Raw genomic sequence first — 24871 nt, 5'->3', positions numbered from 1 at the left:
CGACACCCGCATATTCAGTTCCATATCGACTCGTGACCGTGGATTGGGGATGATCGAACAAGCCTTGTTGGGCGGATTTAAGACGTTTCACTGTGATTACTTTCTGCAAGGGCCGGTCCCGGCGGGGACCAGAAAGCAGGAAATACTGGCGCATTGAATTAGACTGTGGATGTCCGGAGAAACCGCATGAACCAAAACGTCCGGTCGCTTGGCCGCAATGATCTGGCGCTACTTTTGTTCATTCTGCTTCTTGCAGCGGTACTCAGAACCGCCGGGCTGAATGCTCCTTTGTGGTATGATGAGATTTGGACGGTCGACACGCATGTTCGCCTGCCTTGGGGCGAAATGATGCGTGATTACTCGATGAACCATCACTACTTTTTCAGCATGAAGGCAAAGCTGGCGTCTCAGATTTTCGGGCACGAGTCCTGGGCCTATCGCCTGCCTGCCATGTTGTTCGGTGTTGGTACTGTCGGGGCAATTTGGTGGCTGGCCAGGGATGTCGCCGGTACCAAAATCGCACATATTTCGGGTCTGCTGGTGGCGCTGTCCTATCATCAGGTCTGGTTTTCCCAGAACGCCCGCGGATATACCGAGCTCGCCTTCTGGAGCACGCTTGGCCTTATTTTCTTTATGCGTGGAATGAACCGTCCTTCCGTAGGTGTCTGGATAGCCTTCGGTCTGACGGCTGCTGCCGCAGTATTTACCCATCTGACCGGCGCATTTTTCTTTGTCGCGCTTGGGCTAGTTTGGTTGATTTCGCTGGTGACCGGAATTGGACGAGGCGCACTGACCCGCGAATGGGTTCTGAACGCGCTGCTGGGTGTAATGGTTGCCTCGGCCCTGATCCTGGTGGCATACCTGCCGATTTTTCCAAGCATTGTTGAAACCGTAGGTGGGGTTTCGGAAACTTCGGCTGTTGATCCGATGCAGGAATACCAAAACCCGCTTTGGACCGTACTGGAAGGGTTGCGAACTGCTATCGGGAACACCGGCCCCCTGACACTTGTCGTCGCGGTCTGCGGGATGGTGGTCATTGCGTTTGGGGCTTTGGGTGCGCATGGGACACAGCCGCTGTTTTTTGCCTCTGTCGCAGCGCACATCATCGTAACGCTTGTTGTCCTTTTGGCGTTCAACATGCGGATCTGGCCAAGATTTTTCTTTGCCGATATCGGGCTTTTCATTGTGCTCGCCGTGATTGGGTGTTGGTACGGCGCAAACCTGATGGCCGACCTGTTCAACCGGCCCGCTCTTGGACGTCTTCTGTTCACTACGGGCGTTGCCGCAATGATCGGATTGTCGGTTCTTCTTGTTCCGCGAAACTACGTTGCCCCAAAGCAGGATCTGGCCGGGGCATATGCGCTGGTGACAAGTTTGCGTGGCCCGTCAGAACGGGTTCTGGCCATCAACCCCGGCGGTGCGGTGTTTGAAAGCCACTTCGATGCAGACTGGCCAACCATCGGAGATTCCGACGCCTATACTAGGGAAATGGCGAAACCGGGGCCGGTGATATTGGTGGTCTTGTTTCCGTCCCGAATGTTTCGGGCCATCCCGGAATTGGCGCGTGACGCGGATGAGAAGTTGGAATTCGTCCGCGAATTCGCCGGGACACTGGGTGACGGTCAGGTACTGGTGTTTCGCCGTAACTGATCCGTCAATACCAAACCTCATTGCGGGCAAAAAACCGACGCAATCGGGGCAGGAAAATCAACTGGGGCGCTGCGTCCACTTCTGGAACAGTTTTTCGTATTCACGGCGGTTTTCCACACGCCTGACATGCGTGCGGAGTTTGTCCGCATCCTCAGCATCGATGCCTTTGGGGTGAATGCGGGACGCAAACTGCGCAAAGTCCTTGTTGAATGACAGGTCCGTCGCAAGAAGCGGCTCGATTGTAACGGCCTCAACATCCTCTCGTGCAGCCATTACCTCGTGAACCCAGACGTCCGATGTTGTCTCGATCCGTTTGAACTGCTGCAATAGCAGGGCGGCCATGTGGCCGTTAAGGATGTGAGCCGCATTGCTCATTACCGGGCGATCGCTGAGTTCATAGGTTTCGGGCAGATTCTGAAAGGGCCGTTCGCCGGAAGAGCACATTCTTATCAGAACATTCTGCCGGGTTGGTGAAAAGTCCTTGGTAAAGCGATCAAGAATTTGGCGCGCATTGTTATGAAAGGCCACGTCGTCTTCGCAGATCATGAAATAGTCATCAGGAAATTGGGCGCAATATTTCCAGACCTCAATAAAGGACAGCCAATTGGCGACCTGTTGGGGAATGATGATGTTGTTTTCGCATTTGCACTTGTACTTTTTCCGGATGAAGCGAGGCAGCAGATCAATGAAAAAGCCGAGTTCAATGGACCTGTTGCACCTGAAGCAGATCGGAAAATTGGCAACTTTCCCGCTCATATACGTATCTCTGACTGCGTCAGAGTCCGCCGGAGTTGCGTCGATGATCGAAAACTTGCCCAACCCGAACTCGGTCAGATGTTTTTGAATATGCGCGCGCCGCCTTTCGTCAGCGGCGAGTGATACAACCAGAGTTTCTTTAATTTCGATCATTGGAATATCGAAGTTTTGTCACAATACTAATTTGCCTGCGCGCTCCGGTATCGCAAATTCTGTTGGGTGTCTAGGAAACCGGCGTCCCGGCCAAGGTGTGGCAATCCAAAGGTGTGTCCCCTCGGCGTCATCCTCTGAGATCCGATTTCATGCTGGCTTGCGGGAAACAGGTCGGTGGGTGCCCGTTGGCCTGCTGCCAGCGGCCAATGGATCGCCGTGTCCTGAAACCGGGCAGGCCGTCAGCGCCCCCTACGTCGTGCCCCTGTTTTTCCAGCGCCCGCTGCATTGCTGCGATGTCCGAGCGATAAAGACCGCCGACCTTTCCCCAGGATGCCGTGAAATCGCCCATGCCGTATTCGATGCGGTCCCCGACATGACCAACGAACAGGGCATAAAGATCACTCATGTTATAGTCTTTCAGAACATAGAAATTCGGTGTGACGATAAAGGCAGGTCCATTTCGGCCTGCGGGCATCATCAGATATCCTTCGCCTGCAAGTTCGTGCGCGGGAAAGGGCTTGCCGGATACACGGGTGACGCCCATCCCGGCCCATTCGGCAACGGGCCTGCCTTGATCCGGCCCTTCCAACGCGCAGGACACCGAGTCCGGAACGGAAACTTCGAACCCCCAGTCCCGGCCTGAAACCCAGCCATGACGGGCCAGATAGTTGCCAATCGAAGCAATCGTGTCGGCCTCGGAATTCCAGATGTCACTCCGGCCATCGCCATCGCCATCCACTGCATATTGCAGGTAGTTCGTTGGCATGAATTGTGGCTGACCCAACGCGCCTGCCCAGCTGCTTTTCATGGCGCGGCCAGAGATATTGCTTGTTTCGGCAATCTTCAGGGCGGCAATCAGTTCCTCAAAGAAGTAATCGGATCGGGTACTCATGAACGCCTTCGTCCCCAGAACCTGAAACGCGTCATGGCGAATGGCGACGCGGCCATAACCGCTTTCGCGGCCCCAGATGGCAAGAATGATCTGAGATGGCACACCCGTGGACCTTTCAACCCGCGCAAGGGTTTTGGCGTGCCGCTGCGCCATCTGCCGCCCAACCGAGGTCGCCCCACCGACCGAGCTTTTGTTAAAGTACTTTCCCGGTGACCCGAATTCGGCCTGACGCTGCTTTTTGGGTGTTCTGGCCTTTGTTCCCGGCGGGACCAGATCCGGCAATTCCCAGTTCAGCGTCACCCCAGTAAAAGCCTGTTTCATGGTTTTGCGTGAGACGTCTTCCGCACGGGCCTGTGGCCAGACCGTCTGCTCCAGCCATGCCTGAAACTGCGTTTCGATTGCAGCTCGGTTTTGTGCCACCGCCAATCCCGGCCATATCGCCAGACAAAGGACAAATAGAAGGGTGCGCATCGATAGGGGCTCCGGACTGAACTGCTGTTGATTGCAGACTAACCCGATGATCCGTTCTGGCGCCAGCGCTTGCTCGTTACCCGGTTTCTGCTTGGAACCATTCAACGACACTGTCCAGCACTGCGTCCGAAACCCGCCCGCGACGTACCTCTAGGAAATATGCCGTTTCTTCGCCTTGTACAGAATTCCCGATCCGAACCAGCTTTTGCGTCGCCAAAAGCTCGTGGACCAGGTGATCCCAGCCCAGTCCGATCCCTTCGCCCTCAATCACGGCCTGCAGCAAGAATTCATAGTTGGAAAAGACATAGCGGTCCTTCGGAAGATCGAACGATACGCCGCGAAGCGCGAACCATTTGCTCCAGTTCATAAATTGCGAGTCGCGTTCGTCATAATGTAGCAGTCTCAGCGTCAGCAGCCGTTCGGCAGGGCAGGGGCCGGTCAGATGCGGGTGGCGCGCCAGAAATTCAGGGCTGCACACGGGTGAAACGATTTCGGGAAACAGGGCGATCCGTTCATGCGGAGATTTCCGATCTCCGGTCCAGACAATGATTAGGTCGGCGGTGTCCCTGTCATAACCCGTCAGCCAGTCGGTGGTCTCGACGTTGACCATCGTGTCACCGATTGCGCGCCGCAGACTGGAAAACCGGGGCATCAGCCAGCCATTGGCAAAGCCCATCGAACAGGCCAGTGTCAGCCCCCCGGGATGGGTCCGGCCCAGAACCGAACGAAGCTCCTGCTCCACATGCCCAAACCCAAGCGCAACAGCCGCAGATAGTTGCTGCCCTACCGCGGTGAGCCGCAGGCGGTTGTGGTTGCGGGCAAAAAGTTTTGTATCGAGCTGCTCTTCGATTTGGCGGATGTGGTGACTAACGGTTGGTTGCGACAGATTCAGTTCATTTGCAGCTTTGGTGAAACTTCCAAGCCGTGCTGCTGCCTCGAACACGGGCAGTGCAGACAGTAGGCGTTCAGTCATGCGAAATCGTTTTTGCATAGATGGTATCTATCAAAAGTATTCAATATCAACCAGTAGTACAGGGTCAAAATCACGCTTAGCATTGATGCAGTAAACGGGAGTAGCGTGATGAACGGACGAGAGCGTTTTTTGTGTGCCCTGGATGGGGGTATTCCCGACAGAGTGCCTGTTTTTGACTGGATTGACGAAAAAGTCGTCTGGGGTATGGCTGATCTGCTGGGCTGGGATGTTTCCGGTCGTCCAACGGATGGCGAGGCAACGCGTCACGGTGAGGAAACCGACGAAGTTCTCAAAATCTACTGCGACCTGATTGAGGAGCTTGATTTGGACGCCACATGGTCGGCCTATTCAACCAATCTTGTGCCTGAGACAAAGGACTGGGGACGGGACAAGTACGGTCGCGGCTTCATGCTGTCGGATCACGGTATTCCCGCGATTATGGACAGCGGCCTGAAGACGCTTGAGGATGTCCTGTCCTTTTCGATGGCAGATCTGCTGGACCGCAGCGATTTCAGGATGCTGGAATATATGGTGGGTCGTTTCGGAACGGAAAAGTTCCATCTTCAATCTGTCAACGGCCCGTTTCAGGAAGGCTGGCTCGCACGCGGCGGAATGGACAAAAGCTTTGTCGACATGGGGGCCGATCCGAAGATGGCCCATGCCGTTGGTCGGCTAACCACCGACTTTAACAAGGCCTGCGTCGACATGGCCCATGAAATCGGGGCCGACGGTATTATCCTGGACGGCGATCTGACCGGCAATGATTACATGTTGATGTCAATGGAGCATTTCCGGCAGTTCATCAAACCCTACAAGCAAGAGATTGTGGATTATGCCCATGCGAGGGGCATGAAGGTGATGAAGCATTCGGACGGCAATATGTGGGCCCTGATGGATGAGCTGATGGACATCGGCTTTGACGGGTTCCACCCGGTCCAGCCGCAATGCATGAATCTGGCGCAGGTGAAGGCCTGGTTCGACGGGCGTTGCGCTATGTTCGGCAATGTTGATTGTCTTGACCTGCTGGTTTTTGGCACACCAGACATGGTGGACGAGGCCGTCCGGCAATGCATTGCCGAGGGTAGCCATGACGGCGGGCATATCCTGTGTTCGTCAAATTCGCTTCATCCCGGGGTTCTACCGGAAAATGCGCTGGCTATGTTTCGGGCTGCAAAGAAATACGGCAAATACAGTGCGCTGCCTCCACAGGTCGCGGTGGACAAGGCAGATCTGGACATGTCGGTTCTGGCCAAGGAACCGACTCGCCGACGCGAACGCCGAAGCGCTCGCCGCGTGGCCTGACAAAAGGATCAGAGCTCCGGTTACTCATTCCGGTCGGGGGTCTTGAACAGATCCTTGCGCAGCGTCATCAGCGCGCCGGGGTCGATGCGGGCCTGGATAACCGTTGTTTCATTGCTGGCTATTGCGGCCTGCAGCGCAGATCCAAGCTCCCCCGGTCCTTCAACCCAAATCCCCCTACCGCCGCAAAGCTCGGCGAATTTGTCGTACCTCGGGGATTGGATTTCCGCACCCAGCAAGCGCCCGCCATAGAATTCCTGTTGATAGGCCTTTTCAGCCCCCCAGGCTTGATTGTCGAGTACGACGATCACTATCGGCAGGCCGTGTTGAATGGCCGTCTGGATTTCGATCATCGTATAGCCAACAGCCCCGTCACCCATGATCGCCACCACGGGCCGTTCCGGTGTTGCTGCCTTGGCTCCGACGGCTGCGGCCAATCCAAACCCAACCAGCCCGAAATCCAACGGCGTAATCAGCGACAGGGGCTCGTAATGTGCAAGCCGATCTGCGGCCTGCAGGCATGTGTTGCCTGTATCAAGTGTAACGACCGCATTTTCCGGCAGGACAGCGCGTATTTCTGCCAGAGCGCGCCGGGGGTGCAGGGGCAGGGTGGATATCTCTGCCTCGGCCTGACGTTCCGCTGCCAAATCTTCCATGTCCTTTCGGAATTCCGCTCGCCAAGCTTCAGCGTCTGGACGGTTTGCGGCGTGGGTCAGGGCCTCGGCTGTCAGACGGGCATCCCCCTGTGCGGCGATCTCGGCAGGAAAGTACCGTCCGGTGGCAGACCCGTCGATATCCACATGCGCAATGCGCGTGTTTCGCCCGACATAGTCGTGGGAGTGAAAGGTCGAATTGAAACCCAGCCGCGCACCCAGCACGACCATTACGTCCGCCTCCTTGGTCAGGCGCGAGGCCACCCGGTTGCCGCGCGGCCCCGCCTGGCCGGCAAACCACGGATGCCCGTGGCGCATCACGTCCGCATGACCGGTCGAGGCCACGACCGGAACTTCCAACGTCTCTGCAAGTTTCGTCAGCGCGTCTCGTCCCTGACCCCATTTGAAGCCACCCCCGGCAAAAATGACGGGCCGCTGCGCGGCAGACAGCATCGCGGCAATGGCCGCAATATCCGCAGGCGCCGCCGGGCCCGATTGCGCCACTTTGATGGCCACGGGATCAATCGCCGGGACTTCTGCCGCAAATAGGTCGCGCGGCACGTGCAGCACGACCGGTCCGCGACGTCCGGTATTGGCCAGCCGAATTGCGTCTTCCAGCATCGGAACCAGCCGCGACGGGTCGGTCACCATGACCGATCGTTTGCTGATGGGGGCAAACAGGGCGACTTGATCGACCTCCTGAAACGTGTCCTTGGCCTGATCCGCCCGGGTGATGGCACCAGCGATGACCACCAAAGGCGAATAGGCCAGATACGCTTCGGCCACGGCGGTTACGATGTTCACGACACCGGGCCCGGCCTGCGCGCCCAGCACGACGCCGGGTTTGCCGGTCATGCGCGCCCAGGCATCGGCCATGTGGCCCGCCGCCCGTTCGTCGCGCGCGCCGACATAGGCAATCTCGCCGCCTTTATACATCGCGTCGTAAAGCTCCAGCATCGAACCGCCCAACAGGCCGAATACCGTATCGATGCCGTTGGCTTTCAACACGCGGTAAACCGCTTCTCCGCCGTTTATGAGTTTCATGAACTTTCTCCGGTCAATGCGCGCTCGATGCTTCGGGCAAAGCGCAGAAGTTTAGCGTCCGAACCTTTGGGCCCGGTGATATGAAGGCCAACCGGCATTCCGTCCGAGGACGTACCGAACGGCAGGGAGATCGAGGGCAGTTCCATCACCGGCGTCAGGGTAACGGTCTGCCAGTCCTCGGTGATCTCGCCATCTTTTAGATCTGCATCAAAGGGCAGGCCGGTGGCGGTTGGCCACAGGGCAAAATCGTAGCGTTCAAAAAAGTTGACGACATGTTCCCAAACCTGCGTACGGGTGTGCTGATAGGCAATCACATCCATCAGGCTCAGCGCCTCGGCCTGCGCGCAGGCGGTCCGAAAGCTTTCACCCGCCAGTGCCATGTCTGGGTTCAGCATTGCGCGTACTGAAAGGGCCGATTGCCCGCGGATCAAGTCGCCATGTTCCAGAAGGGGCGCAAGATTCGGGGCGCCCTGTTCGACCTGCCACCCCAACTCGCGACACAAGCTTTCAACCGGCGCAATGGCAGCTTGCACCGAAGGATCGACGCGCGCCTCGAACGGGGCAAGCGACAGGGCCAGTCGTCCCGGCGGGTCGGACTGTTCCAGTGTGGCCAGGCCGGGAAGGATGCCGTCAAACATCAACGGTTGCGATGGCGTGCGACCTTGCATGACCTCCAGCATGAGCGTCAGGTCCGTGACGGTTCGAGCCATTGGTCCGGGAACATGCAAGCCGTCGAACGGGGTCGGGTTCGGCGACATCGGCACCAGCCCCGAACTTGGCCGATACCCGACCACTCCGCACCAAGCGGCAGGCGTGCGCGTGCTGCCGCCCAGATCCGAGCCATCCGCCAGCGCCACCATACGCGCAGCCAGTGCAGCGGCCGCACCGCCCGAACTGCCGGCGACGGTCTTCGCCGGGTTCAGCGGGTTGCGGGTTGTTCCGACAACAAGGTTTGCGGTTTGCCCGGAAAAGGCAAACTCGGGTGTGTTGGTCTTGCCGACGATGACCGCCCCGGCTTGTCGCAAACGGCTTACGTGCATCGCGTCCCGTTGCGGCACATGGTTCGCAAAACTCTGCGACCCCCAAGTGGTGCGCAGATCCGCAGTTTCGAAAACATCCTTGATCCCCACGGGCACTCCATGAAGCGGCCCGGCAAATTCCCCGCGCGCAGCCATCTGGTCCAGTTCGGCTGCCCGGGACTCTGCTGTTTGCCAATCGAGGGTGACAAAGGCTTTGATCGCAGGTTGATGCCTTTCGATCTGTGCGCGGCACGCGGCAAGAACCTCACTTGGGGAGAGGTCCAGATTGCGCAAACGCTTTGCAAGTTCTGTGGCGCTAAGGTCCGTGATCCCTGTCATGATTATCCATCCGTATCCGGTCGTCGGTTTTCTGGATCGAATACAGCCTTTTCATGCACGGTCACGTCATATGTTTCGTTCAATAGCTGAACCGTCAGATTTACTCGTGGTGTGCCCCTGCGGACGAACAACCAGCCAAGGCTTTTGTCCACGGTGTACCCATAGCCGCCGGATGTGGTCAGTCCGATGACCGCGCCATCAGACAGAACCGGTTCACCCCCCGATACATCCATACCGCCACTATGGATTTCGGCAAAAAGCAACTCCCACTCAGGCTTGCGATCCAATAGGGCTGCGCGTCCGACAAAATCCCGCCCGTCACTTTTGACGAACCGCTCCAGACCGACATCGAAAGGGCCGACATCAGTGGTCAGTTCGGCGCTCGCGCGATAAGCTTTTTCCATTCGCATCCCGTTGAAGGCATAAGACCCCAGATCGGTCAGCCCATGCGCCTGTCCCGCTTGGAAAAGGGCATCGTACAGGTCACCGATTTGCGACAGAGGGCAGTGCAGTTCCCACCCCAGCTCACCAACAAACGAGACGCGCAATGCGTAGCAGGCGATCCCGGCGACCTCGATCTCCTGACCGGACAGCCACGGAAATACTGCGTTCGACAGGTCGGTACGGGTGAGGTCCGACAGGATGTCGCGCGACGCGGGTCCAGACAGTGCCAGCATCCCCCAATCTGACGTTCTGTCGATGATCCGAACATCTTCACCTTCACGGATATGAGCCCTGATCCACTCCAGATCGGGCTTTGCGCGTGCAATCGGTGATCCGGTGAAAAACCTGTCCCCGGCAATGCGCCAGATCGTGATTTCGGTTTCGAACCGGCCTTTGGGTGTCAGCAGGTGGCTCAGATTCATCCGCCCGTCACGGGCCGGTATGCCATTGGCGGACAGGCGATCCAGCAGGTTACCCGCGTCCTTGCCGATAATCTCGAACTGGGCAAAGGCGCACAGATCGATGACACCTGCAGCGTCCCGCGTGGCCACCGCTTCGCGCCTTGCGTTCTCATGCCATGCCTGCCGACCCCAGCCGATCTGTTCCTGTTCGCCAACCTCACCGAAATACCGCGGCCGCTCCCAGCCTGCGACTTCGCCGAAAACCGCGCCTTTGGTGGCCAGCCGGTCATAGAGTGGATGGCGCTGCACGGGCCGAAGCGAATGGAATTGCTTGCCGGGGCAGGGGGTGTCGTGGCGCCGCATGAACTCATCTTTCGTGCGCTCGACGATGAAGTGGTCGGATGCGAAATTGCCATACCGGCGCGGGTCGAGCCCGCGCGTGTTGATCTGTGTTTCACCATGCACCATCCAGTCGGCCAGCACCTTGCCTGCACCGCCGCCCCAGGCCAGCCCGATGGACGACCCGCAGGACAGCCAGACATTCGGCGCGCCCGACGGTCCGACCAGCATGCCCCCATCCGGCGTATGGGTGATGGCACCGCGCACCACGCGTTTGATCCCCAGATCGGCCAGGATCGGCATCTTGCCGAAAGCCACCATCAGAAAATCGCCGATACTGTCGTAATCAGCCTGAAACAGCTCATTTTCAGCCGCCCAGGGCGCGCCATCGGGCATTTCCCAAACCGTTGGGCAGACGTGACCTTCGTAGATGCCGATCAGCCCCGATTTCTGCTCCTGCCGAATATAGCCGCCAAAGGCGTTGTCGCGCATGACCGGCAGTTCTGCGCGGCCCTCGAATTCAGGAACGGCGTCAGTCACCAGATAGTGATGCAGGCAGGAAACCGACGGGATCGTCAGACCGAACCATTCTCCAACCTGATTGGCATAAGACCCCGCGGCAATCACCACATGTTCGGCCAGAACATCGCCGGCTTCGGTCCGCAGCAACCACATATCCCCTTTTCGGCTGGCCCCGGTCACCCGGTTGCGGCGTTCGATCACTGTGCCCCGCGCGCGAGCGGCGGCGGCAAGTGCCATCGTGACGCCAGAAGGGTCGATATGGCCATCCTCAAAGGTTCGAACGGCGGCCTTCACGTCATCCACGCGGTAGAACGGATTGCCTTGGGCCACCTCATCCGGCCCGACCAGTTCCATGGGCAGATCCAGCAGTTTGCCGACGCCCATGATGGACTTCATCCAGTCCACCTCGTCATCCGTTGTGGCGATGCGGAACCCGCCAACCTCGTGCCAGCCGATCGACTGCCCGGTTTCCCGTTCGACCCGCTTGTATGTTTCGATCGAGGTTTTGTTGATCCAACCCATTACCCGGCTGCCAACCGCATGGGCGATCTGCCCCGCCGCATGCCATGTCGAGCCCGAGGTCAGCTCGGACTTTTCGAACAGGATCGTATCCGTCCAACCGTTTTCGGCCAGTTGGAACTGAGTGGCGACACCCATGATCCCGCCACCGATGATGGCGACCTGCGTGGTTCGCAGCGTATCGCTCATGAAAATACCTCTTTGATCGGTTTGGCCGTAGCGCGGGCGGCGAAACGGGTACAGGCGATTTCCACCTCGAACCCGTCGATGACAGGTTCGGACCGGATGCGATCCAGAACCCCGGTCAACATCGCCAGTGCAACCGTGCACCCCAACCGGTCACTCCATGCGGCTGAGGTGATCTGACCTACCACTTTATCCTCGTAATAGATCGGTTCGTCATGGATCGGGATGGCGTTTGGATCGTCAAACAGTATCGAGACGATCATGCGTTCGGGTGTACCGGCTTGCCGTATCGCCTCTTCCCCGACAAAGCCGTTGCCCATGGCGCAGAACTGCTGCAATCCAGCCTCCACCGGCGTCACGCCCGGCGTCAGTTCATGCCCGAACGCCCGATACCCGCTTTCGATCCGCAAGCTGCCCGAGGCGTACAGACCAGCATGCGTTGCTCCCGCAGCCACCAAAGCCTCATGGGCGCTCATCGCCATGTCCGAAGATAGATACAACTCGTACCCGTCTTCGCCGGTAAAGCTCAGCCGTCCGGCCCAGCCCCGCGCCAGACCAACCTCGACCGGGGCAAAATGAAACCGTTTCAAATCGGGAACCGGGGTGTTGGTTGTCGCCTGCAAAACCTCGCGCGCGCGGACGCCCGCAAGACCGATGATTGCGTAACCGCTGGTCAGATCCGTGATTTCGACGCGAAAACCCGGTCTGAGGTCCCGCATCCGCTGCAAATTGCGAACAACCTCTCCGGCCCCGGTGATCATCAGATACATGTCCGACCCGTGTCGCTGTACCGTCACATCGGATTCGATCCCGCCCCGGCGGTTCAGGATCTGGCTATAGGCGATGCGGCCGGTCGCAATGTCCATTTCCGCCGCGCATAGCCGATTGAGGAAAGCGCAGGCATCCGGTCCCTGTACCATGATCTTGCCAAACGCGCTTTGATCCAGAATGGCTGCGCCCGCCCGGCAGGCGGCAACTTCGCGTCCTACCTGCTCGCGCCACTTCGGAATACCGAACGTCAGCGGCAGATGCGCCGCCTCGCCGCCGAAATGGACCGCGCGTTCCCAGCCGCCGCGACTTTCGAACAGGGCGCCTGCCTTCACAAGCCCTGCGTGGATGGGCGAGCGTCGCTGACCGCGTGCCGTGGTCATGGCGCGGCCCGGATAGGGGTTGTCATAATGACGGCCCAGAACTTCGGGTATCCGTTCCTCAAGCGCGCCCAGAACGTTCATCTCGGGGCCAAAGCGGCGAATGTCGGCCTCGTTCAGGTCCACCGTCGGCTCACCCGCGATGATCCAGTCCGCCATTGCCTTGCCCGCCCCGCCAGCCAGAGCGATACCCGTCGAATTCATCCCGCCCAGCAGGAATAGCCCCGGCACGTCCGGGCTTTCCCCGATCATGAACTGACTGTCGAGGGTAAAGCTCTCTGGTCCGTTCAGCAGCATCCGCACCTCGGCCTTTTCCAGCGCCGGAATGCGGCGCAGGGCATTCTCCATCATCGGCATGAAGTGATCCCAGTCTTCATCCAGCAGATCGAACGAGAAATCGGCGGGCAGGCGATCCAGCGGCAGGCCCTTCGCATGTGGCTCGAACGATCCGACCAATAACCCCTCAACGTCATCGCGGGCATACAGAAACGCGTCCTGATCGTTCAGCGTCGGCAGGTGCGTGCCGGGTCCAAGCGCCTGAACCTCGGGCAGGGGTTTCGTCAGGATGTAGAAATGTTCGCAAGCGTAAAGCGGCATGTTTGCCCCGGCCATTGCGGCGACCTCGCGGGACCACAGACCGCAGGCGATCACCACCTCATCAGCGGTGATGAGGTGCTCTCCAACCTTGACGCCGGAAATGCGCCCGCCCTTCTTCTGCAATCCAGTGACAGCCGTGTCTTCGAAAAACCGCACACCGCGTGCCCGCGCACCCTTGGACAGGGCCAGTGCCACATCCGACGGGTTGACCCGCCCGTCAGCCGGTGACCACACGGCCCCGATCACATCGTCCACCTCGATCAGTGGCCACAATTCCTTGGCGCGCGCTGCATCGACCACATGCGCCTCAAGCCCGAAGGCTCGACCGAGTGAGACCTGACGCTTGATGTTGGTCAGCCGGTCCTGATTGGTCGCCAGTGTCAGTGATCCGGTCTGGGTCCAGCCTGTGGCCTGACCGGTCTCTCTCTCCAGCTCGCCATAAAGGTCGATCGAGTAGTTGATCAGTCTGGTCAGCGTCGCCGAAGGGCGCAACCGCCGCACCAGTCCGGCGGCGTGCCATGTGGTGCCGGATGTCAGCTTGGATCGCTCCAGTACCACGATGTCCTTTCGCCCCTCGCGGGCAAGGTGATAGGCAACCGAACAGCCGATGACCCCGCCACCAATGATGACCGTGCGCGCGTGATTGGGTAGGCTCATTGTAGCACCCCGTCCCGGATCATTTCCGTCAGTGTGTCGCGAAATGCGTCAAGCGCCTTGTCGATATGACTGACCTCATGCGCGCCCGAGGTTACGCCCGATGTGTAGGACATCATGTCGACACCCCGCTCCAGCAGCCCGTTCCGATAGGCGCGAACAACGTCCCCCGGCAGGCCGCGTATCTGGGCAGGGGTCAAACCACTCAGATCACGGTTCCCGAAATGCACATGGAAGGCTGAGCTTTCGCCATAGGCAAACCCGCTCACGCCAAGCTGGGACATGATCGCATTCATGCCGTCGCGCAAACGTTGCGCCATGGCGTCCGCCTGTGCCTGCGCCTGTCCCGAGGCCAGCAGCGGCATCGCCGCACAGGCCCCGGCGGCGATCAGGGGCGAGGCGTTGAAGGTGCCCTTGTGACTGACCGGAGGGGACAGGCCATCGCGGACGGCGGCGTTGTTCATAAGCTCCATGATCTCTGCCCGTCCACAAACTGCGCCACCCGGCAGGCCGCCGGTCACGATTTTGGCCAGCGTCGTCAGGTCCGGGGTGATCCCGTCGCGCGCCTGGCGTCCGCCAGGCGACCAACGGAACCCGGTGATGATCTCGTCAAAGATAAGAACCGTGCCCGCCGCGCGCGCCACATCGTGAATGCCCTTTAGCGTGTCCGTAGACATCGGAATGCTGCCGTAATTTGCCCCTGAAACCTCGATAATGACGGTACCGATGCGGTCGTCCTGCAATGCGCTTTCCGCAGCCTGTGGATCGGCGGCGCACACCTCGATCAGATCGTTCACCGCGTCTGGAACGCCCAGCGTCGATGGTGCATCGCTGCCGGCCTTGGCCCCTTTCATCGCGTGATCGTGCCAGCCGTGGAAATGGCCGTCGATGCGCAGCACCCTGTCCTTGCCCGACCATGCGCGCGCCAGCCTGAGTGCCAGCATCGTCGCCTCGGTCCCGGACGAGGTAAAGCGGGTTCGGTCGGCCGATGGAAAAAGCCGGTTCACCCATTCGGCCCATTCGACCTCCGCTTCATGGCAGTCGGCGGAAAACAGGGATCGCGCGGCCTGCTCCTGCACCGCCTGCACAATCGCGGGATGGCAATGGCCCAGCATCTGACTGGCCGATCCCATCTTGAAATCCACATAGCGCCGACCGTCGGCATCCCATTTTTCGGCGCCTTCGGCCCGGTCGAAACAGATGGGATATGGTTCCCGGTATCGCAATTCGTGACTGACACCACCGGGTAAGTTTTTGCGGGCCCGTTCCGCAAGGGCTTCGGATTTCATTCCGGCCTCCCTATGTCAGCGCGGCTTAGTCGGATGTCGAAGGCGTCGCGCAGCGCCCTGTCTGTCGCATCGTCGATGTGGGACGGGTAATGTGAGGCCAGAATTTCGCGCGCCGCGGTCTTTGCGGCCTCTCCGACCGGTTTTGCCCCGTCCTCCTGCCATTCGCGCGGGGTACGGCGGTCGCCGAGATGAGGATAGAAATAGTCCGATTTCATACGGCCGAAGGTGTGCGTCTCACCCAGATAGTGACCTTCGCCCCGGCACACGTTGGCAATCACATCGGCAGCGATGTTATCCGGTGTCGCCTCGACCCCGCGAATGGTACGCAAGATGTTGCCCAGCAAGTCATTGTCGCTGACATAAGCCTCAAGCGACACGCCCAGCAGGCTGGCCTGCATGCCGGCGGCCTGCGTCACGATGTTCGATCCGGCATGCGCTGCCATGGCCACGGCCAGCGACTTTTCTGCGCCATATTGCGCATCCAGTGTCTTGGCGTCGGTGATGCCCGCGATGGAACTGGTCGGCAGGTCGAAATGCCGCCCCATCTGTGCCGCCGCTGCCATCAGAATGGCCTGTTCGCCACCGCCGCCGGACATGGACCCGGTGCGCAGATCGGCCACCAGCGGCTTTGGTGCGAATATCGCGCGGACCTGCGGGTCGACCAGACGCGCAAACACCAGCCCCGCCAGCGTTTCCGCAACCGCCTGAACCAAAGACCCCGCTATCGTCGCCGGGCTGGTTGCACCGGCCTGACCGGCGCTGATCAGTTGCACGGGGAAACCCGCCTGAATGGCCCGCTCCAGAATCTCGCAGGCGTCTTCGGCAAACCGCATCGGCGGCACCACATGACAGACCATCACCGTCAGAAAAGGCCGGTCGCGAAATGCCCGCTCGCTACCGGCGACCCGATAACACAATTCGGCAATGGCGGACACGTTTTCCGGCTCGCTGATGGAAATAGAGACATGTTTGGACGTGCCCATCAAGCAGGCATAGGCCGTGTTCAGATCCATCACGGCGTTATCCGCGATATCGCGCGCCACGACTGAGCGGCTGAAATGATGGATATTCTCCATCCGGTCCGAGATGCGCGCGGCATCATACAGGTCTTTCAGGGTCGAGTCGCGATAGGCCCCGGTTTCGATGTCAAACACACCCGGCGCCGCGCCCCCGGTGGACATGTGCACGCGCGCGTCCTTGATACGCAGATCGTGCTGGATGTCTTGGCCGCACAAGGAAAATCCACGGCACGCGTCCTTTATCGCCGCATTGACCAGAGCTCGCGGAAACAACAGGCGGCCATCCCCGGTCAGGCTGCCCCCGGCGTTGGTGACACGGCGGATCATCGACGGGGTCGCCTGACTCAGCCCCAGTGTTTCCAGCAGTGAAAGAACGCTTTCCTCGACCAGCTCGACCTCATGCGGCGCAAGCGGTTTGAACCGACCGCCTTCGACTCCCGGCCAGACGGCTGGGTGTTCATCCGGTAGCTGAGCACGGGCTATACGGTCTTTTCGACCTCGCCGCCGCGATTGAGGTGCCATTCGCTCATGAGCCTACTTTGTTGGTGAAGTCAAAACACACCGGAAAATCCCTGTTTACAAAGACAGGTTTCTCAACATTAGATGAGTTTGACTCATCTGATAGGTTTGCCATGCTCCCGTCTTTGCCCTCATTGCGCGCGTTTGATGCGGCGGCTCGGCTCGGCAGCTTCAGAGAAGCGGCCTCTCGGCTATCGGTCAGCCCCACAGCAATCAGCCATCACGTGCGCGGTCTCGAGGAACAACTTGGCATTCGCCTGTTCGACAGGTCCGGTCGCAGGATTGCATTGACCGAAGATGGAAAGCGGCTGGCAGAGGCCACCGAACAGGCCTTTACCGTTCTCGAAGAAACCGTCGATATCCTGCAGGGTCGATCCCGCAACGTTGTCAGGATTGCTGCCGGTCCCATTTTCACCGCCCGCTGGCTGATGCCCCGGATCAGTGATTTCTGGGATCGTCATCCGGGCATCGAACTGGAGGTCGTCCCGTCTTATCGGCCCATGTCGGTCGGTGGGCAGGGGGCCGATATCATCATTCGGTGGGAACGAGTTCAGAATGTATCGGCCAGCGCGGTGAAGCTGCTGGAGTTGCGGCCGGTCGCAGTTGCCAGCCCTGATTTCATCCGACGTCACGGCCCGTTCCGGCAACCGTCGGATTTGCTGGATGTGCCGATCCTGCATCAGCGCGACCATTGGGGATGGCTTGACTGGTTCCGCGCCCTGGGCGTGGACACGCCCGACCATCTGCGTGGCCCTGTGTTTGAAGATGCCAATGTTCTGCTGCGGGGCGCGGCGGATGGGCAGGGGGTCATCCTGGGCTGGCTGCCGTTGATCGCTCAGGACATCAGCGAGAAGCGGATTGTCAGAATCTTCGACGAGAATATCCCGCCCAGCCATGGCTATTTCGTAGAAGTGCCCGAGGCGCGATCCACCAAACGGGTAAGAACCGTTATGAACTGGCTATCCGAAGGACAGGAACCGGCAGGGTAAATTTGACCGGTCATTTACCATCTAAAACCCGGAATTCGCTGCAACTGAGGCTGCATTGAACATTGTTTGCAAACTGGCCGGGGTCTCAAAACCCTTGAGAAATTTTGGTTTTCTCCTAATAATCGAACGGGATCAGAGACATATACAGGTAAGGCAGGCGTGACACGAACGGCACAGAAACCTGCGGTCCTGTCGGCACTTGCCGCGGCCGCTCTGATAACAATGGCCGGTCCGGCCTTGTGCGACAGCAATACGTTCATGGACCCGCAAGGACCGATTGCGTCGGTGCAAAAAGTCCATCTGATCCGTGCGACCGCGCTTATCATGATTGCGGTCATCCCGGTTCTGGTTCTGGTGCCGCTGATCGTTCTGCGATACCGCCGCCGCAAGGGCGGAAACGCCGCTTATCGGCCCGACTGGGATTTCTCCGTCTGGCTTGAGTTGCTGATGTGGGGCGTTCCGATCGCCATCGTGGCGCTATTGTCCTACTATCTTTGGAAAGCCACGCACCGGCTTGATCCGTATTCCGCTCCGTTCGGCGACGATCCGGCCCTGCGCGTTCAGGTGGTCGGTCTCGATTGGAAATGGCTGTTTATTTATCCCGATCTCGGTATCGCTACTGTGGGCGAACTGGGCATTCCCGTAAAACGTCAGGTGGCCATGACCCTGACCACCGATACCGTCATGCAATCCTTCATGATCCCCGCGCTGGCCGGCCAGATTTATGCAATGCCCGGTATGACCACGCAGCTGCATCTGTCAGCGGATGTGCCGGGCCGGATGCAGGGGGAAAACACCCAGTATAATGGCCGCGGGTTTACCAAGCAGAAATTCGCGACCCTCGCCATGGAGGATGGCGGCTTTGACGCCTGGGTCGATCAGGTGAAATCTGTAGGGATCCCATTGGATGAGGCGACGTATGGCACGCTCGCCATGCGTTCGGACCGGGACGAGGTTCAGGCGGCTTTGGGAACACCTGATATGCCCGACGCGGCACTGTATTTCACTGTTCAGGATGATCTATTCCGGTCGATCATCTCCCGGTACCACAGCGGCAAGCCGCTGCCGCGCGCAGATCAGCCCGGTACCACAGAGTTCAAGGCAGGCACTGCTGCGCAGGAGGCAGATCAATGACATCGGTCGAGAACAGTTTCATTGGCCGCCTGAACTGGGATGCGCTGCCGATCACAGCACTGATCCAGAATCCCGGCGTGAATGAGATCGTCGCCAACGCGGCGGCAGCCGTTGTCATTGTCGGCGTCGTCGCGGTGTTGGGTCTGCTCACATACTTTCGGTTGTGGGGTGTTCTGTGGCGCGACTGGTTGACCAGTGTCGATCACAAGAAAATCGGCATCATGTATATCGTGCTGGCAATTGTCATGCTGGCGCGCGGCGTGCTGGAAGGCGTCGTCATGCGTGCGCAGCAGGCGATGGGGCCGGATAACGGGTTTCTGGAACCCGACCATTTTGCCGAACTGTTCAGCACGCACGGCACGATAATGGTGTTTTTTGTCGCCGTGCCCTTTGTGGTCGGCGTCATCAACTTCATCATGCCACTGCAGATCGGGGCGCGGGACGTGGCCTTTCCCGTCATGAACCAGATCGGCCTTGGTCTGACCGTTTCCGCAGGCATGATGCTGATGGTGTCGCTGGTGGTGGGCGAATTCTCGACCGGCGGCTGGACGGCCTATCCCCCTTATACTGGTGCGGCCTTCAATCCCGGGGTGGGGCCGGATTACTGGATCTGGGCCATTGTCGTGTCGGGCGTCGGGACCACACTCAGCGGGATCAACTTTGCCGTCACCATCTACAAGATGCGCGCGCCGGGGATGAAGTTCATGCGGATGCCGATGTTCTGCTGGACCATCATCTGCAGCTCGATCCTGATCATCTTTGCCATGCCGCCGCTCGGGGTCGCCGCCCTGCTGCTGGCCGCTGACCGCTATCTGGATTTCCATTTCTTCACCAATGATCTTGGCGGCAACATGATGAACTATGCCAACCTGTTCTGGCTGTTCGGCCACCCCGAGGTCTATCTGCTCGTGCTGCCCGCCTATGGCATCTATTCCGAAACCTTCGCCACCTTCTCAGCCAAGCGGCTGTATGGGTATCCGTCTCTTGTCATCGCAACCATGTCGATTGCGGTGCTGTCGTTTACCGTCTGGCTGCATCATTTCTTCACCATGGGGCAAAGCGCGCTGATCAACGCAGTCTTTGGTATTGCCACAATGCTGATCGCCATCCCCACGGGCGTAAAAGTCTATGACTGGATGGCCACGCTGTATCGTGGGCGCATTCGCCTGTCGGTCCCCATGCTTTACGGCCTGTCCTTCCTGATCCTCTTTGTGATTGGCGGGTTGAGCGGTGTGGTTCTGGCCAATCCAACCGTCGATTATCAGGTCCACAACACCCTGTTCCTTGTGGCGCATTTCCATAACGCGCTGCTGCCGGGGGTGCTGTTCGGGATGCTGGCCGGGTACAACTATTGGTTCCCCAAGGCCTTCGGGTTCCGCCTGAATGAATTCTGGGGCCGGATGTCGGCGATCCTGTGGACCGTCGGCTTCCTGCTGACTTTCATGCCTCTGTATTTCGTCGGTCTGATGGGAATGCCGCGCCGGTCGTTCAGTTACAGCGACCCGTCGTTCCACCCCTACATGATCGTTGCGATCCTTGGAGCTCTCATCATCACCTGCGCGCTGTTTTCGATCCTGATCCAGCTGTGGGTCAGCATCCGCGACCGCGATAAATCCCGCGTACCGGTCGGCGATCCGTGGGACGGTCGCACGCTGGAATGGTCGATCCCGGCGCCGCCGCCGCCCTATAATTTCGCGATCATTCCGAAAGTGACCGAACGCGATGACTTCGCCGCCGCCAAGGAGCGGGGCGAGGCCTATCCGTCACCCGAAGCTTACGAGGATATCGCCTTGCCCAAAAACACGTCTATCGGCTTCATCCTGTGCGTGCTCAGCGGTGTCTGGATGTTTGCGCTGGTCTGGTGGATCTGGTGGCTGGCTGCGTTGGTGTCGGTTCTTATCATCCTGTCGGTCATCGTCTGGAGCTTTAACACCGATACCGAGGAAATCATCCCCGCCGCAGAGGTCCGCAAACAGCACGAAGCATGGCTCGAACTGGTCCGCAGTGCCGCTCCGGTGGACCGCGATCACGAAACCGCTCCGGAAAACCGCGGTCTTGCTGGCCCCGATCTGGAGGCCGCCACATGAGACGCGCACCGAGACACAGCTATCCCGGCCTGAATCTGGGCGAGGATCACGCCAGTGCCCACAAGGCGACGGAAAGGGTTCAGTTCGGCTTTTGGGTCTTTCTGATGAGCGATCTCGTCTATTTCGGCCTGATGTTCGCCATCTACATCACGATGATCGATGCGCAGGCGGGCGGGCCGGGGCCGCATGAGCTGTTCGACCTCTACAGTATCTTTGCCCAGACCCTGATCCTGCTGACCAGCAGTTTGACGGTGGGGCTGGCCTCGCTGGCGCTGAAATACAACCTGCCACGGGTCAGGATTGTGTTCTGGTTCGGGTTGACCTTGCTGTTGGGTCTCAGCTTTCTGGTGCTGGAAATCCGCGATTTCATGTCGATGGCCGCGCAGGGCGGGGTGCCACAGCGCAGTGGTTTCCTGTCAGCATTCTACGGTCTGGTTCCGCTGCACGGGCTGCATGTTGCGGTGGGGTGCTTGTGGCTGATCGTGCTGGGGATTCAGCTGCGGGTCATGGGAATGACCGACCTGATGAAATCCCGCGTGATGCGACTTGCGCTATTCTGGCATTTCCTCGACCTGATCTGGATCGGCATCATCACCATCGTCTATTTCGGGGGGCTGACCTATGGATAGAAGGAGCGAGATGCACAAGCGCGAGCGGCGCAGATATGTGATCGGATACGGTCTGTCGCTGGCTCTGACCCTCGCCGTGTTTGTCATCGCATACCGGTATGGCATCAAAACTGTCGGCGTTTATCTGAGCATTGGCCTGCTTGGTTTGGCACAGCTTGTGGTTCAGCTGATCTATTTCCTGCACATCGATCGCCGCCGAAGCAGCCGCGAGGATCTGGATCTGGTGCTGTTCTCGACGCTTGTACTGTTGATCATCATCCTCGGGACGGTGTGGATATTGGGCAATCTGGCGATGCGGATGCATATGGGGTGACCTCGCCAAAACGATGGGGATCGGGCTAACAAAACAAAGGTTGGCAGGAATGAAATCACTCAAACTTCTAGTGGCGGTAGGTCTGGTTGTAGGCATCGCGGTCGGTCTTTTCTTCTATTGGCAGCACGAAAAGCGCTATCCATCGACGCAGGACGCCTATGTCGGCGCCAATATCATCAACATCGCTCCGCAGGTGACGGGGCAGGTCTCGGAAATGGCCGTGATCGAAAACCAGAAGGTCAGCGCAGGGGACCTGCTATTTGCAATCGACGACACGCAATTCAGCGCGACGGTCGATCAGGCCCGTGCCGATCTGGATTCCGCTATCAAGGATGCCGAAGCCTATGCCACTCAGATCGCAGCGGCCCAGGCCACAGTGGACAGTACGCAATCCGCTTTTGACACGGCGCAGAAAAATCTGGAACGGGCAAAGGCGCTGTTTTCATCCGGCGATCTTGCTCAGGCAAGTCTGGATCAGAACACATCGAATTTCGCGCAGGCCTCGGCACAGCTGACGGGTGCGCAATCGCGCCTACTGTCGCTGCAAAGCGGGCTTGCGGCCAAACAGGATGCGGTCCTGTCCTCGCGGGCCCAGCTTCAGATCGCCGAGACGAACCTGGCCTGGACCAAGATCATCGCGCCTGCAGATGGATGGATTGCCAACCTGACCTTGCGGGTAGGGTCGTCCGTATCCGCTAACGCCCCGCAATTTGCGATTGTCGAGTCCTCGGAATGGTGGGTGGATGCGAATTTCAAGGAAACCGACCTGCCGCGCGTGCGCCCGGGTCAGCCCGTCTCGATCTCGGTCGACATGTTGCCGGGCACGAAACTGACCGGAACCGTCGGTTCGATCGGGCGCGGGTCAGGGGACACGTTTTCGCTGCTGCCGCCAGAAAATGCCAGCGGCAACTGGGTCAAGGTTACGCGCCGCTTTCCGGTGCGCATCTTTCTTGATCCGACCGATGCGCCCCTGCGCGTGGGTGGCAGCACGAATGTGACCGTCGACACCACGAAAGCCGCAAAATGAGCGATGCCACGGTTACGCGAAGCGGCGTCAACGCCGTCATTGTCGTTGCCGTGGTGCTCAGCGCCATGCTTGAGGTGCTGGACAGCACCATCGTCAACGTCGCGCTGCCGCATATTCAGGCCGCATTCGGCGCCACCACCGATCAGGCCACATGGATTCTGACCAGTTACATTGTCTCGGCGGTGGTGGTGATGCCGCTGACCGGGTTTGCCGCCCGCCGCATCGGACGCAAGCGGCTGATCCTGACCGCCGTGACAGGTTTTGCGGCGATGTCCATCCTGTGCGGCCTGTCCTGGAGCCTTGAGACAATCGTTGTCTTCCGGCTGGCGCAGGGGATGTTCGGCGCCTTTCTTATCCCGCTGTCCCAATCCATCCTGTTTGATGCCTTTCCCCGCGAAAAACGCGGTCAGGCCATGGCGATTTTCGGGCTGGGTGTGGTGGTCGCCCCGATCCTCGGACCGACGATCGGGGCTTGGCTGACCGAGTACTTTTCGTGGCGGATGGTGTTTTTCGTCAACATGCCGGTTGCTGCGCTGGCCTTGCTGCTGTTGTCAGGCGAACTGCCAAAAGATGAAACTCAGGACATCCGGATCGACTGGACCGGTCTTGCGCTGATCGCGCTTGCCATCGGATGCCTGCAATTTGTTCTGGATCAGGGCGAAACAAAGGACTGGCTGTCGTCGCGGGTCATTCAGGTTGCGGTCATCGCCTCGATTCTGGGGGCGCTCGGGCTGCTTTATCATGCGCTGACGCAGGACAAGCCAATCGTTGACTTGCGCCTGTTCGCGGATCGCAACTTTGCCATGTGCAACTTGATCATCGCGGGTTTTGCGGTTTCGCTGTTCGGTAGCATCGCGATCCTGCCCACATTTGTGCAAACCCTTCTGGATTATCCGGTGATCGAATCCGGGCACCTGTTCATTCCGCGCGGTATCGCGGCCGGGGCCTCGATGGTCATCACCGGCGCCGTTCTTGTCGGGCGATTTGACCCGCGTGTGCTGGCCGGAATCGGGATGAGCCTGATTGCGGCGGGCAATTTCATGCTTGGCGCGCTGAACATGAATGCCGGTTTTTGGGAACTGGCATGGCCCGGTGTGGTCAGTGGCGCGGGGATGGGGCTAGTGTTTGTGCCGCTTTCGATTCTGGCATTCGAAAACATCAGCCAGGCGCGCCAGGACGAGGCGTCCGGCCTGTTCAGTGTGACGCGTCAGTTGGGATCTTCGATCGGTATATCCATCGTCGGCACGTGGGTGGTACGCGGGCTGCAGACCAATACCGCGCAGCTGACGCAGTTCGTGACCCCCTATAACCCGGCGGCACAGGCCTATCTGGCGCCGCTCGGGCTGACGCCTGACAGCGCAGAAGGCGCGGCGATTCTGGCGCAGGAGGTCTCCAACCAGGCCGAGCTTTTGTCCTATCTCACGGTATTCAACAACCTGGGTCTGGTGGCCTTGGCGACGCTGCCGCTGCTTTTGTTCTGCCGCCCACCCAAGGCCGGAGCGGCGCAGGGTGCGCCGGTTCACTAGGGCGAACGGGCAGATCAACGGTGCACCCGGTTCCGGCCAACGAATGAGGCCGACTTTTGTTCGGCGCGAGGTCGCCGGTTTTGTAAGCGCCTGAGTAAATCGGCCAAAAACGGCACTTTGTCGCGAAAAGCGACAAAAATCTTTCCCGAAATCCGGAAATCTTGGCCGAAAGCGGTTGATATTGGATGCAATATAATGAAAACCAGATGAAGTTTCCCGGTCAACACAAACGAACCGGGGGGTGTCTCAACCGGAATCGCTCAAGCGATCCAACTTTTCC

Annotated in this window: 18 protein-coding genes and 1 pseudogene; 9 read left to right on the top strand and 10 right to left on the bottom strand. The window is 59.3% G+C overall.

The genetic code is table 11. The features are described 5' to 3' along the window. The first annotated feature begins 186 nt into the window (after window positions 1–186). Window positions 187–1650, top strand: coding sequence for a glycosyltransferase family 39 protein (locus tag ACR0D6_RS16000; RefSeq protein ID WP_480766211.1), 1464 nt, complete (start codon window positions 187–189; stop codon window positions 1648–1650). Window positions 1651–1707: 57 nt separating this feature from the next. Here the strand turns inward: ACR0D6_RS16000 and ACR0D6_RS15995 are convergent, their stop codons facing one another. From ACR0D6_RS15995 to ACR0D6_RS15980, 4 genes and pseudogenes are all read right to left on the bottom strand, one after another. Continuing rightward, on the bottom strand, window positions 1708–2025 hold the full coding sequence (locus ACR0D6_RS15995; protein ID WP_480766354.1) for a hypothetical protein: 318 nt from the start codon (window positions 2023–2025) through the stop codon (window positions 1708–1710). Between the two features lie 132 nt (window positions 2026–2157). Further along, window positions 2158–2559 (bottom strand): annotated as a pseudogene (locus tag ACR0D6_RS15990) (glycosyltransferase family 25 protein); the annotation flags it as partial. A gap of 127 nt (window positions 2560–2686) precedes the next feature. Beyond that, window positions 2687–3922, bottom strand: a complete 1236-nt coding sequence (locus ACR0D6_RS15985) for a lytic murein transglycosylase (protein ID WP_480766210.1) — start codon at window positions 3920–3922, stop codon at window positions 2687–2689. A 76-nt stretch (window positions 3923–3998) separates the two neighbouring features. Then, window positions 3999–4895, bottom strand: a complete 897-nt coding sequence (locus tag ACR0D6_RS15980) for a LysR family transcriptional regulator (protein ID WP_480766209.1) — start codon at window positions 4893–4895, stop codon at window positions 3999–4001. A 108-nt stretch (window positions 4896–5003) separates the two neighbouring features. Here ACR0D6_RS15980 and ACR0D6_RS15975 point away from each other — a divergent pair, with 108 nt between their 5' ends. After that, entirely contained in the window at window positions 5004–6197 is a 1194-nt protein-coding gene (locus ACR0D6_RS15975) for a uroporphyrinogen decarboxylase family protein (RefSeq protein ID WP_480766208.1), read from the top strand. 20 nt (window positions 6198–6217) lie between these two features. Here ACR0D6_RS15975 and ACR0D6_RS15970 read toward each other — a convergent pair whose 3' ends face one another. Genes ACR0D6_RS15970 through ACR0D6_RS15945 form a run of 6 tightly spaced genes read right to left on the bottom strand, consistent with a single transcriptional unit; the run spans window position 6218 to window position 16889 of the window. Further along, a complete protein-coding gene (locus ACR0D6_RS15970; RefSeq protein ID WP_480766207.1) occupies window positions 6218–7891 on the bottom strand; it encodes a thiamine pyrophosphate-binding protein in 1674 nt (557 codons plus the stop codon). Next, a complete protein-coding gene (locus ACR0D6_RS15965; protein ID WP_480766206.1) occupies window positions 7888–9249 on the bottom strand; it encodes an amidase in 1362 nt (453 codons plus the stop codon). Before ACR0D6_RS15965 ends, ACR0D6_RS15970 begins: the two co-directional genes overlap by 4 nt. Window positions 9250–9251: 2 nt before the next feature. Continuing rightward, window positions 9252–11663, bottom strand: coding sequence for an FAD-dependent oxidoreductase (locus ACR0D6_RS15960; RefSeq protein ID WP_480766205.1), 2412 nt, complete (start codon window positions 11661–11663; stop codon window positions 9252–9254). Further along, complete coding sequence (locus ACR0D6_RS15955; RefSeq protein ID WP_480766204.1) at window positions 11660–14062, bottom strand: GcvT family protein; 2403 nt, start codon at window positions 14060–14062, stop codon at window positions 11660–11662. Before ACR0D6_RS15955 ends, ACR0D6_RS15960 begins: the two co-directional genes overlap by 4 nt. Further along, window positions 14059–15348, bottom strand: coding sequence for an aspartate aminotransferase family protein (locus ACR0D6_RS15950; RefSeq protein ID WP_480766203.1), 1290 nt, complete (start codon window positions 15346–15348; stop codon window positions 14059–14061). Before ACR0D6_RS15950 ends, ACR0D6_RS15955 begins: the two co-directional genes overlap by 4 nt. Continuing rightward, window positions 15345–16889, bottom strand: a complete 1545-nt coding sequence (locus ACR0D6_RS15945; RefSeq protein ID WP_480766202.1) for a trimethylamine methyltransferase family protein — start codon at window positions 16887–16889, stop codon at window positions 15345–15347. Before ACR0D6_RS15945 ends, ACR0D6_RS15950 begins: the two co-directional genes overlap by 4 nt. A gap of 110 nt (window positions 16890–16999) precedes the next feature. Between ACR0D6_RS15945 and ACR0D6_RS15940 the strand changes: the two genes are divergently transcribed. From ACR0D6_RS15940 to ACR0D6_RS15910, 7 genes are all read left to right on the top strand, one after another. Beyond that, complete coding sequence (locus ACR0D6_RS15940) at window positions 17000–17875, top strand: LysR substrate-binding domain-containing protein (protein ID WP_480766201.1); 876 nt, start codon at window positions 17000–17002, stop codon at window positions 17873–17875. Window positions 17876–18034: 159 nt separating this feature from the next. Further along, window positions 18035–19009 carry a cytochrome ubiquinol oxidase subunit II gene (locus ACR0D6_RS15935; RefSeq protein WP_480766200.1) on the top strand — a complete coding sequence of 325 codons (975 nt, stop codon included), beginning with the start codon at window positions 18035–18037 and terminating at the stop codon, window positions 19007–19009. Beyond that, window positions 19006–21096, top strand: coding sequence for a cbb3-type cytochrome c oxidase subunit I (locus tag ACR0D6_RS15930; RefSeq protein WP_480766199.1), 2091 nt, complete (start codon window positions 19006–19008; stop codon window positions 21094–21096). Before ACR0D6_RS15935 ends, ACR0D6_RS15930 begins: the two co-directional genes overlap by 4 nt. Continuing rightward, on the top strand, window positions 21093–21725 hold the full coding sequence (locus tag ACR0D6_RS15925) for a cytochrome c oxidase subunit 3 (RefSeq protein WP_170656403.1): 633 nt from the start codon (window positions 21093–21095) through the stop codon (window positions 21723–21725). The genes ACR0D6_RS15930 and ACR0D6_RS15925 overlap by 4 nt, the downstream gene beginning before the upstream one ends. Continuing rightward, window positions 21718–22038, top strand: coding sequence for a cytochrome C oxidase subunit IV family protein (locus ACR0D6_RS15920; protein WP_170656401.1), 321 nt, complete (start codon window positions 21718–21720; stop codon window positions 22036–22038). The genes ACR0D6_RS15925 and ACR0D6_RS15920 overlap by 8 nt, the downstream gene beginning before the upstream one ends. A 49-nt stretch (window positions 22039–22087) precedes the next feature. Next, window positions 22088–23065 (top strand): HlyD family secretion protein, encoded by a 978-nt coding sequence (locus ACR0D6_RS15915; RefSeq protein ID WP_480766198.1) that lies wholly within the window; start codon window positions 22088–22090, stop codon window positions 23063–23065. Beyond that, a complete protein-coding gene (locus tag ACR0D6_RS15910; protein WP_480766197.1) occupies window positions 23062–24591 on the top strand; it encodes a DHA2 family efflux MFS transporter permease subunit in 1530 nt (509 codons plus the stop codon). The genes ACR0D6_RS15915 and ACR0D6_RS15910 overlap by 4 nt, the downstream gene beginning before the upstream one ends. The last annotated feature ends 280 nt before the right edge of the window (window positions 24592–24871 follow it).

It is taken from the genome of Ruegeria sp. BJ6 (assembly GCF_056537885.1).
The sequence above is the reverse complement of the archived record's forward strand: the minus strand, read 5'-3'. Positions and strand labels throughout refer to the sequence as shown.